This is a genomic window from Streptomyces sp. ISL-43, from assembly GCF_018614195.1.
In the GTDB taxonomy this organism is placed as follows: Bacteria; Actinomycetota; Actinomycetes; order Streptomycetales; family Streptomycetaceae; genus Streptomyces.
In genome coordinates, this window is the sequence record NZ_JAGGOT010000040.1 from 1 (window position 1) to 14,061 (window position 14,061).

The following is a 14,061-nucleotide window of genomic DNA, read 5'->3' on the forward strand; positions in this document are numbered from 1 at the left end:
CCAACCTCACGGGTCAGTACACCTAGCCCGGATCCCGCAGCACGCATACCGAACCCGTGGGTCGGTCCGTGCCCTGCGCGCAGCCGGCGGCGCTGCTGTCGTTCTCCGCGGCCACCGACGTCGCCCATCTGATCACGACGATCTGCGAAGCAGGCCGGCGAGCCAGACGGTGGCACTGTCGCTATTTCCCATGAACATCCAGAGCACAGGTGATCACTGAACGCCGCCGGAACCCACGAACAAACGCTGTCGGTTGAAGTGAACGCAGCCACCCGTAGACCCCGTAGACCTCGTAGACGGCGTCGGGAAGACTCCGGGCGACGACGTTGGGGAGACCCCGCGCGATGACGTTGGGGAGACCCCGGGCGACGACATCGGGGCGACCTTCGCCTATGACTGAGTGGCCGGGAACTTCCGGAGTCGCGGCCTGAGTGGCAGCGCGAGCTGATCGTGGCGCGTACGTGAGGGCCCCGACTTTTGTCCGCGGACAAAAGTCGGGGCCCTCCGCGCCCTCCGGCGAGCTCCTCGACGGAGGGCGGGAACAGCGCTCGGAAGCCGTTCCGTTCGGCATCGGCCAGGTGTCGGGCCGGGGGAGGCCGGCCGCTCCGTGGAACCATTCGGCCGGCAACGGCAGCGTGAAGCTCCGTGCGGCGCAGATGCGGCTCGACAGCCCAGGTTGCTGCTGGGATCAGATCTGAGCGATGAGCGCGTAGCGCTCGTCGGTCACCGGCCCGCCCCAGAGGTCGGGGCTGCTGCTGAGGTCCTCGGTTCGCAGATCGGTGACGAGCGGGCGTACGGCGGCTGTCAGTTCCTCGGCGCGAATGCCGCGATGCCAGGGCAGGGACTCAGCTCCCGCGACATAGGGGGCCCCGGCCTGTCCGGACTCGCGCCACCGGCCTTCGACCAGGACGAGCGTGCCGCCCGGGCGGATACGCGCAATCCACTCACGCAGCGCGGCCTGCGGATCGGGCAGCGTCCACACCAGGTGGCGGGAGAGCAGGAGGTCGAACTGCTCGTCACCGGTGGGCGGCACGGCAGCGTCCCCCACGAGGAATCGGGCCTGGAGACCGGCGGCCGCCAGCTTGGCGCGGGCCTGGTCGACCATCCGCGGAGCCAGGTCCACTCCTGTGACGCGATGTCCGGACTCGGCCAGTAGCTGTGAGAGTGAGCCGGTACCGCAGCCGACGTCCAGCACATCCGCCGGGGCGGTCGGCGCCCAGGAGAGCAAGCGCTTCTGCCAGGCGGTGCGGGTGACTTCATCGCGCAGGCCGTGGTCGGGCTCGTCGTCAAAATCGGGGGCGGCGTCGTTCCAGTAGGCGGCGATGGCGGCAGGGTTGGTCATGGTGGCGATCTTGGCATTCTCCACTGACAGATGTTGCGCCGAGGCGGTCGAGCATGGTGACCGTAAGGTGTCGGCCGTGCGGAGGGCGGCGAGGGCGGCGTTGTACCCGGCCGCTACGGCAAGATCCCCGCGCTGAAGTCCGGACCCGCGATCCGCACCCCCGCGGCGCGCGGTCCGGGCCGGCCGTGTCAGCCCGGCCCCCGAACCCGACCTCGCCGTCGGCGGCGCGCTCGCGCGGGCCGGCGACCGCATCGGCTACGCACTGACCCGCCATGGCAGTTGAATGCGTGATGTCGGTCAGCCGTCCATGATCAGGTCAGCTCCGGCCAGGCAGCCGTCGACCAGTTCCGGGCGGTCCGTCACGCCCTCGGACGGGTCAGTATTCGTGGCCGTAGATCGTCCGCAGCCATGGCTCGCAGACGGCGGGCATACGTGCGAGCGTGTGCCGGAACGCAGCGGCGGACGGCCGGAACGGCATCGTTGGGTGTGGTGGCAGCGGATCGTCTCGCTCCACGCCCTCGGGTAGCCCGCCGATCACCGGTAGCCGCGTCCGCTGGGGCGGGAAGGCCAGCTCGGCCCAGAGCGCGGCCTGGACGGGCACGGCCACCGCGCCGCCGCTCGGCTGCCACACCTCTCCGGTCTGCGGATGGACCGGAACCAGGAGCAGCTCGGCCGCCGGCTCGAAGATCCCCGGCCCCGCCAGGTCCAGCCGCTTCGCGCCTTCGCCAGAGGGCAGCAGTGCGGCGAGGGCCCGGCCGAGGAGCTCGGCGATCGGACCGGGCGCCACCTCGACGGGCCCGCCCCTGGCAGCCACCACCACGTGGGCGAGGGCCGCGCCCGCCGGGATGTCCCGGTACTCGCTCAGCCCGTGCCACAGCACACCGTCGGCCGGCAGCTCCGCCCATTCCATGACCGGCCGCTCCAGCGGGCCAGGCAGCCGCACCACCGCCTGCGGGAGGAGCCGGACCACCTGCCACTGCCCGCAGTCGTCGATCCGCGATCCCACCGGGAGCCCACAGCCCAGGCAGGCGAGGTTCGGCCCGCCGCTCCCGTTGATCCCCATGCAGTAGCCCTCGGTCCGCTCCGCGATCACCCCGGTGCCGCGCATGTCGCCGGGCGCGAGCAGGACGGTGTCAGACGGCCCGTCGGACAGGGAGCCGCACGGCGCGAAGAGCCCCCGCGCGGCGGCCTCCTGCGCTCCGACCTCGTCCCACAGCCGCCAGGGCGGCCCGTACGGCTCGGGGTCGACGGCGTAGGTCCCCGCCTCCAGGAGGGGCGGGTGCAGCGTCTCCCAGTAGGTGTCGCGCAGGTGGATCGGCAGTGCGACCTTCGACACCCCCGCCGTCAGTACCGCACCGCACCCCGCACACCCGAACACCGCAGTCCTCGCCAGACCGCTGACACAGGCGCGGCGACGCCAAGTCCCCGGTGACATCCCTCGTGACCAACCCGCTGTCATCCGCTGTCCAACCCCGCTGACATCTCGATGTTGTAGGGCGCAGAGTAGATGTCAGTGAGGCGCAGGGTTCTGTCAGCGCCCGTGGCTCAGCCGACGTCTGTGTTGGCCGCCGGGGCGCGTGCCCGGACGGGAGCGGCCCCACTGGCCTAGGACAGGGCAGCGGCTGGCCCTCTTCCACGGAGTGTCCGCCGCAGACTGGGCCGGAGGGGTGGCCTGGCAGCGTGTCGCCTCAACCGCGGACAGCGGAGAAGGTGCCATAGGCAGAGTGAGGCGCAGACCCGGCAGCGCGTGGCTTCATCGGATCGCCAGCCGACGAAGGGCGAGGCGAAGACTTCGGCGCGGATCGGGCATGGATGGCAGTCACGCCAGCTCGGCTTCGCTGGTAATCCTCAGCCTGCCGGGGCTTGCTGCCCTGGCCGCACTCCTCTTCACGTGGATGCAGGTCGGTCAGGCAAGCAAAGAACTCCGCATCAGCGAACAGGGCCAAATCACTGGCCGGTTCAATGCCGCGATCACCAATCTCGGTTCCAGCTCTGTAGACGTGCGCCTGGGCGGCATCTATGCGCTGGAACGCATCATGCTCGACTCGGCACGCGATCACCCGACCGTCGTCTCGGTACTCGCCGCTTATGTACGCCGACATGCCCCGGTCACTGCAACCAGCACAGCCCGCAAGGCGCCGCCTGACGCCGAGATCGACGCCGCCATGAACATTCTTGCCGGACGCCGACCGGACCGTGACAAAGGAGTGCTGATTGACCTCAGTCGCTCCGATCTGAGCGGATGGAAGCCCACACAAACCGACATCCAGCTCGGCGGAGTGGCCCTGACTGGTTCAGATCTCCGCGGGGCAGAGCTATCCGTCGCGGACTTGCACGACGCGAATCTGGAGCAAGCGGATCTCAGCGATGCGACGATGTATGGCGCTAACCTGCGGGCTTCGTCTTTGCTAGGTGCCAACCTTCGTAGCACGAACCTCTTCGAAGCAGACATCACCAACGCCTGGTTGTGCACTGATGGGTCAGACTGCCCCGACCTGACCAAGACGGACCTGACCGGAGCATCGTTGAGTGGTGCTTCCCTTGTGGGTGCCGACCTCGTAACGACCATCATCTGCAGCACGTCGACCGCATTCGTGATCGAGACAGAGGCGCCAGCCGCAAGTCACCCCCCAGGCCATGACGTCCGCGACTGTGCGAATTTGAGCCGCGCGGATCTCTCTCAATCCCGCCTCGTACAGGTGGATCTGGCGGGAGCGAACCTGGCCGGCGCCATCCTCACAGGAGCGAATCTGGCGGAAGCGCATCTCAAGGGCGCAAATCTGGCAGGGGCAGATCTGACGGGAGCGGACTTGTCGAAGGCGGACCTCACGAACGCCGATCTCTCCGGGGCTAATCTGACGAGAGTGGACGTCACAGGCGCGCGTCATGCTGGAGCGAAGTTGAAGGGCACCCGCGGTGTGCCGGATTCGTTCCACTGATTGGAGGCCGTTTTCTTACGCAGCCGCCTGTGACCGGACGGCAGTGGTCCACCTCGTGGCCGCGCGCGACCAGACGCGAAGGCCCCCGCCGACGCCTGGACAGTGTCCAGACCTCCCAGCTTCAGCAAGCGGCGCCTCCTGGCTGCCGGGATGACCGGCTGGGCAGCTCGCGGACCTCCTCGGCGTGCATGAGCACCAGATCGACCTCGAAGAACTCCCCAACCTGTCCGTCTGCGTCCTGCTCGAACTCGCCCGCCGCCTGGACATCCACCCGGCCGACCTCATGGACGGAGCGGACGACCTCTTCGAGCGGCCCGCCAACGGGAAGTTCTCGACCGGCGCCCGACCGGCGCCGAACACGACGCCCTCATCCTGATCACCGCGCTCACGTACGCCGACGGCCTCCTCACCCCGACGGCATCGCGCTGGCGTTGACGTGGAACAGCTACCGGCTCGACGCCGCCCTCGACTACGCCCGCACCTACCCCGGTGCCCTCCGGCCCGTCCCTCCAGACGGGTACACGGCCGCCCCGCGGCTCGACATCCTCCGGCCCGACCTCGCCGACGCCGTCACCGGACGGAAGAAGCCCCACGCTGCTGTACGAGGTCGCCGTCCAGCCCGTCGAGGCGGAGGACCGCCTCCGCGTCTGGGTCGATGGCGGCTTCGACACCAGCGACGCCGCTCAGCGCCAGGCCCTCGAAGACCTCGCCGACGCCGAGATGATCACCCGCGGCGACATCATCGACCGCTTCCACGACAACGTGCTCTACAGCCTTCGGATGCTCCCAGAGCCGCCCATACGTACTGACACGGACTCTGCGCCCCCACTGCCATAACCCTGCGCATCCCACTGACATCCACCCTGCGCACGACAGATGTCCAACGACGGTCGGCCCCGACTTTTGTCCGCGGACAAAAGTCGGGGCCGACCGGGCGTCGACCAGGTGTTGGAGATAAGTGCTTAGTACTCCAGGTATCTTTGGTACACGATCATGGTTCAGAGTGAGGGATACCGGATGAGGGGGTGGCCGGATGGGTTACGCGACGCCCATCTACGCCCCCGAGCAGGTCGATTACCGCCTGAGCGAGGACTGCGGATGCGATCGGGCCGAGGATGCCCAGGTCGAGTTCCGGCTCGCCGGGGAGAGCACGCTGCGGTGGATCGGGAGTGGGCTCGGTGAGTTGGGGCTCGTCGCCGGGGAGCGGGTGGATCCGGTTGCCGCCCGTGCGCTGATGGACGGTCGGGACTGGCGTAGCGGCGAGCAGCTCGTCGTACGGAAGAAGGCGCTCGATCCGCGCGGGAAGGTCGCCGCGCGCGTGCTCGTGGACGCCCTCGGCGAGGTGGCCGCCGGGGCTGGGAAGACGGTCGCGGAATACCTGGGCCGGCCCGTGCTCGCGAAGCGGTTCGCCCGGGCCGAGCGCGGGATCCTGCGGGACGGTGAGGTGCACTTGCTGCCGCTGGCCGACGCCGAGCAGTTGGCCGCGGCCGCCGGACTTGAGGTGGAAGGGCTGTACGGCGCGGACACCGTGGCCGAGGCGCGGAAGTGGATGCGGCACCGCGTCGATGTCGGCCTGCGTGGTGTGGACATCACCCTCGATCTTCCGAAGAGCATCTCGGCGGCCTACGGGTTGGCCGGCGCCGAGCTCGCCGGGCGGATAGAGGAGGACTGGCTGGCGTCCGTAGGCGAGGCCGTGCAGGCGCTGGAGCAGTGGGCGGCGTACGGGATGGCCGGCCATCACGGGGACGGCCGGCAGGCCGAGCGGGTGGAGACGTCCGGGCTGATCGGCTGGACGACGCTGCACCGTTCCGCGCGCCCCGTGGACGGGTCGCCCGGAGACCCGCACCTCCACGTCCACGTGAACATCGCGCACATGGCGAAGTGCGCGGACGGCAAGTGGCGCACGATCGCGGGCGGTGGCGAGGACCTGCACCGGTACGCCCACCTGGTCAACGAGATCGCCGAAGGCCGGCTCCGGGCGCGGCTGGCGCAGTCGTACGGGGCCACGTTCGAGCGGTCGGAGCGCACCGGGGCGTGGGAGCTGGCCGGGATCGGCGAGGGGCTGCGGGAGGCGTTCTCCCGGCGGCACCGGCAGGTCGTCGAGCTCGCGGGCGAGGGCGCCTCGCGCGAGCTGCAGAAGACGGCCGCCCGCAGGAGTGCGGAGGCCAAGGAGGAGGCCGGGCCGGGTGCGCCGCGGGAGGCCTGGCGTACCCGGGCGGCCGCCGTGCTCGGCGGCGGCGAGGGCGGCGGCGAGGGCGGCGGGGAGGATGCGGTCGACGCGATGGTCGCGGCCGCGCTGCCCGGGTGGGACGGGATCCCTCCCTCCTCGGAAGGTGGCCCCCGGAATCCGGGGCCGGCCGAGATCGCGGACCTGGTCTGGGACGCCGAGCACGGGCTCGTCGCCTCCCGTAAGACCGTCTCCCACACGCACGTCATGGCCGCCGTCGCCAAGACGCTGCCCGGCCTCCGGTCGGTCGAGCAGCTGACGGCGCTCACGGACGAGGTCCTCGCCGTGGGCGGCCACGCGGTCCGGCTGGCGGACTCCAACCGGGGCCACCACGCCCACCGCCAGCGCTACACGCACACCACGGTCGTGGCCGCCGAGCAGAGCGTGATCGAGTGCGCCACGGCCGGCCTGGAGCAGGGTCTGGCCCGGCTCACCGTCGAGGCCGCCGAGATGACGCTCGCGTCTGTTGAGGTTGCCGACTCGGCCCATGGCCGCCCCTTCGCCTTCAGCGCCGAGCAGCGTGCCGCAGTGACGCGGCTACTGACGGCCGGTCACGCGGTCGACGCGGTCATCGGCGTGGCCGGCGCGGGCAAGACCACGCTCATGCGGGCCGCCCGGGCCGGCTGGGAGGCCGCCGGGCTGCGCGTCGTCGGCGCCTCCACGGCCGCGGTCGCCGCCGCGAACCTGGCCGCCGAGGCGGGCATCGAGTCCCGGACCGTCGCCGCGTGGACCCGCGAGATCGACGGCGGCCGCGGCCTGCACGGAGTCGGCGTACTCGTCATCGACGAGGCGGCGGTGGTCGACGACCGGGCGCTCGCCGCCCTCCTGCGGCACGCGGCCGCCACCGGCACCAAGGTCGTCGCCGTCGGCGATCCGCTCCAGCTCCGCGACGTCGGCATCGGCGGCGGCTTCGCCCGCGTCCACCGCCTCGTCGGCGGACTGGAACTCACGGAGAACCGCCGCCGGCGCGACATCGTGGAGCGGGCCGCCCTGCGGGACTGGCGGGTCGGCGCCCGCACCAGCGCGCTCGCCGCCTTCGCCGCACACGGCCGCGTCCACGCAGAGGACACCGCCGCCGACGCCCTGACCGCGATGCTCGGCGACTGGAACGAAGCCCGGATCCGCTGGGCGGGCGACCCGCACGGGCAGGTCGCCGAGCTCCTGCTCCTCGCCGCGCGCCGCGCCGACGTCGCCGCCCTCAACGCCGGTGCCCGCGCCGCGCTCGTCGCCTGCGGAGAGCTGGAGCAGGGGCGTACGTACGCGGTCGCGGGCGGGGAGCGGATCGCCATCGCCCCCGGGGATCTGGTCCACATCCGCCGCAACGACTACCGCAGCCGGCGGGACGCGTCCGAGGGTGACGTCCTCAACGGATTCCGCGGCGTGGTCCTGGCGCTGGACGAGCGCAGGGGCGTACGCGTCCAGTGGCGCGGGCCCCGCCCGGCGGCCGGCGGGTCCGCGACGCACGGGTCCGCGACGCACGGGTCCGCGATGCATGGGTTCGCCACGCACGGGTTCGCCACGCACGAGGCCTGGATGTCCGTCCGCGACATCGCCGAGGGCCGCCTCAGCCACGCGTACGCCATGACGGTCGCCTCCGCGCAGGGGCTGACGGCCGAAGTCGCCATCGCCTACGGGCTGCACACCGATTCCCGCACCCTCTACCCGGCCATGTCCCGCGCCCGCCGGGAGAGCCACCTCCACCTGCCGCTGGAGGAGCTGGAGGACCACCCCACCCGGGCCGCCCTCGGCCCGGTCCGCACCGATGCCGAGCGTTTGGACCGCGCGGTCGCCGCGTACGGACGCCGGCTCGAGGCCGACGCCGAGGACGTGATGGTCACCGACGAACTGGCCCGGGTCGTCCCGGCTCGGGAAGCGGAAGAGCAGGCGTACGCCTCCTGGCGCCAGCGCCCGTACGGCCACCTGCCCGCGCAGTACCTGACGGTCCGGCAGGCCGAGGAGCGCGAGGCCGCGCAGCGCGCCGAGGAGCTCGCCGCCGCGTACGAGCGCCGCGCCGCCGAGCAGCAGGCCAGGCTGGACACCGCGCTCACCCCGGGCGGGGCCCTTGCCGCAGCCGCGTACGAGGTCCTCTCCCGCGCCGAGGCCCGGGCCGACCGGGCGCGCGAGGAAGCCGGGCGGGGTGCGGCGGCGCAGCGGCACGCGGAGTCGGTACGCCGCATCCGCGAGCGGATCGAGGCGTCCGGGCAGAAGGGCCGGCTCGCTCTGCGCCTGGCCGGCACCAGCAAGAGGGAGACCCTCACCCTCACCGCCCAGTACCAACAGCAGTACGAGGCCGCGCTCGCGGAGGCCGACCGGGCAGCGCGCGCCTCGGCCGAGGCACTGCGCGAGGCCGGTCGGATCCTCGCCGCCCACCCGCACGTCTCCTTGCTCGCCCCGGGCGGGAGCTGGACCCCGCCGAGGGACACTCAGGCGATGGCCGCTCTCCTGGAGGCGATGCGGCAGCGCGTCCCGGTGCCGGCCGCCCGCATGGACGCCCGGGTCGCCGAGGACGCCCAGCAGCTGCGCACCGACGCGGCGGCGCGGCGCGCCACGGCCGTACGGCACCTCGAGCGCGCGACCGTGATGCGGCGGGAGGCCGCCCTGCGCGAGGAGATGCGCGCCGCGGCCCCCGTCCGCCACGCCCGCGAGGCCGAGGAACGCACCGCGGCCCTGCGCGGCGGGCAGGACCGGACGCTGCCTCCGCAGACTCCTGCGCCTGCCGTATCGCCCCGCCCTCGGTTCGCGTAGGTCTCCGTCACCGAGGACCGTGGCCCCCGCGCGCCGGGCCGCTGATCCGACAGGCCTTCATCAGCGCCTATCGGCGTTCGGGCTCGGAGGCGAGGTCTTCGCGAGGACTTCCCCGTGGTGGCCGTCACCTTCGCCGACACGGTTCCCTCTTGGGGCACAACGAGGAACGTCCGGGGGCAGGGACGAGCGCGCGCTCTCAGGCGTCTTGATCGTGATCGTCGTGATCGTCGTGATCGTGACCGTGGTCGTGGTCGTGCAGACGCTGGTCGAGGTCGTCGGCCCAGCGCCGGGCCCAGACGCGCAGCTCGGCGGTCTCGTCCTCGGTGAGACCGTAGGCGGCGAACTCCTCGTCGTCCGCCCAGTCCGCCCCGGTGAGTCGGTCGCGGAGGTCCTGGAGGCGGAACTCTTCGCGGCCGTGCCGCTCGCCGAGGCGTTCGAGCTCGCCGGCGGTCCGGTGGCGGGAGGCCGCGTGGACGTCGATGAAGTCGCGAACGGCCCCGCGGTCGGCCAGGGCGCGGACCTTCGTACCGATGACGGAGTCGAAGGCGAGGACCGGCCCGTACTCGGTGAGGGCCGGCGGGGTCCAGAAGTGCTCCTTGAGGACGTCGACCTCGCACTCCTCGCCGGTGTCCGGGTCGACGACCATCAGCCGGGCCGACAGGGGATCCACGGCGATCACGCGCACCTGCCAGCCCCGCGCCGCCAGGCCCTGCTCGAGGCCGGCGACGATCTCCGCCATCGGGGCGGGGTTCTCGGTGGCGACGTCGAGGTCCTGGCTCAGGCGCTCGACGAGGCCGTGGGCCTGGACGGCGTACCCGCCGGTGATCACGAGGGGGTACGGAGCCCCGATGTCGATCACGGCGGCGAGGAGACGGCGGTGCAGGTCGCTCAGTTTCACGCGGCGACGGACCCCGCGGCCGCGAGCTCGGGGAACGCGTCCTCCCAGACCTCCCGCAGATGCCTGCTGACCAGGGTGCGCAGGACGGGCCACTGGGCCAGGAGGAGCTCCCGGTCCAGCAGGGCTACGAGGTCCTCGTGCTGCCCTTCGGCCAGGACGGTGCGGTAGAGGCCCATGCGCAGCCGCGGCCGGTCCAGGTCGTAGGAACGCAGTCCGGACCAGGCGACGTGCAGCGGCAGCTCGACCACTCCGTGCCGGGGCCCTGCGAGCTCCTTCAGCGAGGCGGGCAGCCGGCCCGCGTACCGGGCGTGGAGCACCTCGGCCGCCGAGGGCGCCGCGCTGCTGGAGGAGAGCATGACCATGACCCCGATTATCCCGTGTCCCGCCCGTCCCCGGTACCGCAGACGCGCGTACCGCCCCGCCGGCCGCACCGGGCATCCTGCTCGCGGCCCAGCCGGACTACGACTGCTGCCGACGCCCGCGTACGCACGTTCCCGGTCTCACAGGGCCGGCACGTTGGTGGCTGGGGTATCCGCGTCGGGGAGCAGCCCTTCGGTATCTCCGCGTCCGGGGCCTGTGGGGGGTTCATCCCCGCAGGCCCCGGAAGGGCGAAGGAACCGCTGGACTGCCCCCGCAACTACTTCTGCGGCGGCTCTTCCTGACCGCGGTCGTTTCCCAACTGCTCCTTGAGTTTTTCCTGGGCGGTGTCGACCGGGCTCCTGTACTTGCCCTGGGTCTTCTCGTCGACGAAGTCACCGGCTTTGTCGATGCCCTGTCCGGCCTGTTCCTCGTGGCCCTTCAGCATCCGCTTGAGCTTGTCCATCGCAGACATCAAGGCTCCTTCCGCTGCGCTGCGTTCCATCCCCTCCAGGATCGCGGCCCACCACGCAGCGCGCATCCTCTCGGCTTCGGGCTGCGGGCCAGGCGGTCGGATCATCGCGCCGAGACGTCACGGGCGCCGGGTTCTTCGTTAAGGGACCGAACACCTCACGTCCATGTAGCATGTGCAATATCACATGGCATACACCGTTCGGGGCAAGCCCGAGCGGCCGCCATGACAAGGAGAGGTCCCATGAACCGTCTTGCCCTTCTCACCGCCACCGTTGCAGGTCTGACCGTCTTAGGGGTTGCCCCCGCCGGCGCCGCCACCACTGCGCAGAGCGCCACCGCGACCGTCACCTCGTGCGGCACCATGGGCCTCCAGGCCGGTCTTGCCACCAGAGTGTGCGCCGACATCACCGGCAACTCGGTTGAGATCTACGGCAAGGTCTCCCTCGCCGGCCCGCCCTCTCCCGGCAGCCCGGCGCCCGCGCCGAAGGACCTCATGACGTCGGTGACTTCCGAGATCGTGGGCAGCGGCTCGCCCGAGACCCGCAACAGCCGGGTCATCTTCACCGCCACGACCATCAAGGTGCCCGGCGCGACCACCACGGTCCCCTGCGGCTCGACCATTCGCGGCACCTTCTCCGTGGCGTCGTTCCCCTGGACGGCCAACCCGGTTGTCCACGAGGTCACCATTTCCTGCTGATCACGCTGACGGCTCCCGCCGAGTTCTGACGATGGGGTATCGGGTTCCATCGAAGACTCCAGGGCGGGAGAGGCCTCGGGTCGGACCGCGCGGGGTCTGGGCGGTCGGTGCCTCCGGGCCCGGGGGACTGGGAGGGGCACCGCCCCGACCGGTCCGTGCCGACATGGGGTTCGTGCCGGGGAGATCCCTCGGCGGGAGCTACGGGCGGTGGCTACGCTGCCGGGGCAGGGTCGCCGCCGGCGAGGGTGCGGCGGAGACTCGGGCCTTGGGATGCGCGAAGTCGTCCAGGAGTGCGGCCCGGCCGGGCGGGGTGAGGCGGATCCTCCAGGTGTTGTGATGGATGAACCGGCCAGAAGGCCTTCGACCATCTCGCCCGGCGGTACTCCGAGGTGGGTGCAGATCTTCTGAGGGTTGATCAAAGTCCTGTGCCCAGCAGGTTTGCCATTGGTGCGTGATCGCGGAGGTCCACGTGGCGTGCGCCTCCGCGCCGGAACAGTCGAGCCGCGGCTACAGGCCTCGCTGACCAGCGCGGATTTCGACTGCGCGGCAGGGGCCGTCGCGCACACCGAAGCGCGACAGCGCAGGTCGACTTGGTCGCATGGCACCCTCAGAAGATCTGCACCCGACCTCGATCGTCTTCGTTCGTGCGAAGCCCGGGAATCGTGCCCCATTCGTGCTTGTCGTGCAGGTCTTGCGCTTGCGATCATCGCGACCGCAGTCCCGCCGACCGGTCGGGCCGCGACCACTTGGGGGAACGTATGCGCATCTCACGCCCGCTCGCCGCTGCTCTGCTCACCGCGCTCGCCGTCGGCGTCGCCATCCAGCTGTCAGAGGCCGACGGCCACACCGGCCCTCCGGCGCAGCTCGGCTACATCAACATCAACACCCAGGTGCTCCCTTCGCAGCAGCCGGCCTGAGCTGTGCGGGGCCGCCACGGTCAACGAGGCCCGGTAGTCCCGGCGTGGTCGATGCCTTCCACCAGGCCCGGACCAGCTCCCCGGCGGCCTTAACCGTCCAACCGGTCCAGGCCACGGCTCACCTGGCATCTGCCTCGGCGCTGCGCCGCGTGGCCTGGACCTGGTGCCAGGGGTTTTGGGCGCGGGATTGGGCTCGGTCGAGGTACTCGCGTTTCACCGTGGCCGAGCCCGGTTTCCAGCGGCCCTGGTGGGTCGGGTCGCCGCCGGCGTCCGCGATCTCCTGGGCTCCGCCGCGGCGAAGCCCGTGCGAGGTGATCAGGTGCCAGCCGGGCAGGCCGGCCAGGTACGCGCGGTGGCGGACCCAGTCGTTGAGGGCGTCACCGGTGACGTAGGCGCCCCGTGTGGTGGCCGCCGAGCGGTTCTGGAGCCTGCCCTTGGAGGTGAGGGCGCGCATCAGCGGGCCCTCGTGAACTCCCATGCGGTGCAGGCGGTTCAGCCAGTCCCGTACGGCCGCGACCGGGTCGTAGCGCGGGTCCGCGGGGTCGGCCGGGATGAAGGTGCTCTCGCCCTTCCCCTCCTGGTCGGTCTTGGAGTACGCGATCCACAGGTCGACGCCGCTGTCCTCGACCTCGACGTGGTCGATGTCCAAATCGGCCAGTTCGATACGGCGGTTCAGCGCCCCCCGGCCCACCATGAGCGCGCACCGGTCCCTCAGTCCGGCCGGTGAGCGCAGGTCGCAGGTGTCGACCATGGCGCGCAGCATCGGCTCGGTGATCGCCGGAGCCTTGCGGACCCGGTTCCTCTTGCCCCACTCCTTGCGGTACTCGGCCAGCATTCCCCGCGCTTCGGTCGTCCCGGGCCGCCGGTCCTCGGGCATCCACATACGGACGCCCGACATGTACGTGCGGATGGTGTTCGGCGCCATCTCGCGGGCGATGAGTCCCGCGACCCACTCCACGTACGTGGCAGTCGTACAGGGTCGCGCGACCCGGCCCATCGCCTCGCACCACTCGGCGAAGTTCTTGCGCTGGCTGGTGTAGTTGCGGTTGGTGTTGGCGGGTGCGGCCCTGTCGCGCAGGCGCTCCGCCGTCCCCGCGGACACCTCGAAGTCCGCCCGGGTGTACGTCGGTGCGTCCGCCTCCGTGGGGACGGCCTCCCCCGGGTAGAGGATGGTGTGCCGGTCGATGAGGGGCCTGGCCGGTTGACGGGGACTGCGGGTGGCCGGCAGCAGCCCGGCTTCCACGATTTCGGCCTCGACGACCTCGCTGTCCATGTCGTCCACTGCTGACTCCTGATCCTCACTCATACGCCCCTCCCCTGACGATCGTTCCTGCGCAACCACCCTCGTATAAGGAATCTTATACGAGGGTGGCTTGAGGATGTCCTGGTCGTGCCCCGGTGGAGTAGTCCGAACGAGGTCCCCGACCAGTCCCGAACGTCAGGGGGTGGTGACCTGGCGATTGCT

12 protein-coding genes are annotated in these 14,061 nt (G+C 71.3%); 5 read left to right on the forward strand and 7 right to left on the reverse strand.

Translation table 11 applies throughout. The features are described from left to right. Positions 1–688: 688 nt before the first annotated feature. A complete protein-coding gene (locus tag J7F03_RS23450) occupies positions 689–1,342 on the reverse strand; it encodes a class I SAM-dependent methyltransferase (RefSeq protein ID WP_214952643.1) in 654 nt (217 codons plus the stop codon). A 376-nt stretch (positions 1,343–1,718) separates the two neighbouring features. Next, positions 1,719–2,777 carry a hypothetical protein gene (locus J7F03_RS23455; protein ID WP_214952558.1) on the reverse strand — a complete coding sequence of 353 codons (1,059 nt, stop codon included), beginning with the start codon at positions 2,775–2,777 and terminating at the stop codon, positions 1,719–1,721. 373 nt (positions 2,778–3,150) lie between these two features. On the opposite strand from J7F03_RS23455, the gene J7F03_RS23460 reads away from it, so the two are divergent. Then, positions 3,151–4,281 (forward strand): pentapeptide repeat-containing protein, encoded by a 1,131-nt coding sequence (locus J7F03_RS23460; RefSeq protein WP_214952560.1) that lies wholly within the window; start codon positions 3,151–3,153, stop codon positions 4,279–4,281. A 184-nt stretch (positions 4,282–4,465) separates the two neighbouring features. Then, a complete protein-coding gene (locus J7F03_RS23465) occupies positions 4,466–4,657 on the forward strand; it encodes a hypothetical protein (protein ID WP_214952562.1) in 192 nt (63 codons plus the stop codon). Positions 4,658–4,851: 194 nt separating this feature from the next. Here J7F03_RS23465 and J7F03_RS23470 read toward each other — a convergent pair whose 3' ends face one another. Then, on the reverse strand, positions 4,852–5,037 hold the full coding sequence (locus J7F03_RS23470; RefSeq protein ID WP_214952564.1) for a hypothetical protein: 186 nt from the start codon (positions 5,035–5,037) through the stop codon (positions 4,852–4,854). Between the two features lie 277 nt (positions 5,038–5,314). Here J7F03_RS23470 and mobF point away from each other — a divergent pair, with 277 nt between their 5' ends. Continuing rightward, complete coding sequence (gene mobF / locus J7F03_RS23475) at positions 5,315–9,253, forward strand: MobF family relaxase (protein ID WP_214952566.1); 3,939 nt, start codon at positions 5,315–5,317, stop codon at positions 9,251–9,253. Between the two features lie 196 nt (positions 9,254–9,449). Here mobF and J7F03_RS23480 read toward each other — a convergent pair whose 3' ends face one another. The 3 genes from J7F03_RS23480 to J7F03_RS23490 all read right to left on the reverse strand — a co-directional run bounded on the left by J7F03_RS23480 (position 9,450) and on the right by J7F03_RS23490 (position 10,983). After that, positions 9,450–10,151: a nucleotidyl transferase AbiEii/AbiGii toxin family protein gene (locus tag J7F03_RS23480; protein WP_214952568.1), complete on the reverse strand. Its 702-nt coding sequence runs from the start codon at positions 10,149–10,151 to the stop codon at positions 9,450–9,452. Continuing rightward, positions 10,148–10,513, reverse strand: coding sequence for a hypothetical protein (locus J7F03_RS23485; RefSeq protein ID WP_214952571.1), 366 nt, complete (start codon positions 10,511–10,513; stop codon positions 10,148–10,150). Before J7F03_RS23485 ends, J7F03_RS23480 begins: the two co-directional genes overlap by 4 nt. Positions 10,514–10,788: 275 nt before the next feature. Next, entirely contained in the window at positions 10,789–10,983 is a 195-nt protein-coding gene (locus tag J7F03_RS23490) for an antitoxin (RefSeq protein ID WP_214952644.1), read from the reverse strand. 240 nt (positions 10,984–11,223) lie between these two features. Between J7F03_RS23490 and J7F03_RS23495 the strand changes: the two genes are divergently transcribed. Together J7F03_RS23495 and J7F03_RS23500 are read left to right on the forward strand one after the other, a co-directional pair. Beyond that, complete coding sequence (locus J7F03_RS23495; protein WP_214952573.1) at positions 11,224–11,679, forward strand: hypothetical protein; 456 nt, start codon at positions 11,224–11,226, stop codon at positions 11,677–11,679. Between the two features lie 758 nt (positions 11,680–12,437). Then, positions 12,438–12,596 carry a hypothetical protein gene (locus J7F03_RS23500; RefSeq protein ID WP_214952575.1) on the forward strand — a complete coding sequence of 53 codons (159 nt, stop codon included), beginning with the start codon at positions 12,438–12,440 and terminating at the stop codon, positions 12,594–12,596. Between the two features lie 118 nt (positions 12,597–12,714). On the opposite strand, the gene J7F03_RS23505 is transcribed toward J7F03_RS23500, so the two are convergent. Continuing rightward, positions 12,715–13,902 carry an integrase gene (locus tag J7F03_RS23505; protein ID WP_214952576.1) on the reverse strand — a complete coding sequence of 396 codons (1,188 nt, stop codon included), beginning with the start codon at positions 13,900–13,902 and terminating at the stop codon, positions 12,715–12,717. Positions 13,903–14,061 lie beyond the last annotated feature (159 nt).

Bases quoted from the DNA above. Each gene is read 5' to 3' on its own strand.
- J7F03_RS23450 (WP_214952643.1), bottom strand. From the start codon at position 1,342: ATGACCAACCCTGCCGCCATCGCCGCCTACTGGAACGACGCCGCCCCC.
- J7F03_RS23455 (WP_214952558.1), bottom strand. From the start codon at position 2,777: ATGTCACCGGGGACTTGGCGTCGCCGCGCCTGTGTCAGCGGTCTGGCG.
- J7F03_RS23460 (WP_214952560.1), top strand. From the start codon at position 3,151: ATGGATGGCAGTCACGCCAGCTCGGCTTCGCTGGTAATCCTCAGCCTG.
- mobF (WP_214952566.1), top strand. From the start codon at position 5,315: ATGGGTTACGCGACGCCCATCTACGCCCCCGAGCAGGTCGATTACCGC.
- J7F03_RS23485 (WP_214952571.1), bottom strand. From the start codon at position 10,513: ATGGTCATGCTCTCCTCCAGCAGCGCGGCGCCCTCGGCGGCCGAGGTG.
- J7F03_RS23490 (WP_214952644.1), bottom strand. From the start codon at position 10,983: ATGTCTGCGATGGACAAGCTCAAGCGGATGCTGAAGGGCCACGAGGAA.
- J7F03_RS23495 (WP_214952573.1), top strand. From the start codon at position 11,224: ATGAACCGTCTTGCCCTTCTCACCGCCACCGTTGCAGGTCTGACCGTC.
- J7F03_RS23500 (WP_214952575.1), top strand. From the start codon at position 12,438: ATGCGCATCTCACGCCCGCTCGCCGCTGCTCTGCTCACCGCGCTCGCC.
- J7F03_RS23505 (WP_214952576.1), bottom strand. From the start codon at position 13,902: ATGAGTGAGGATCAGGAGTCAGCAGTGGACGACATGGACAGCGAGGTC.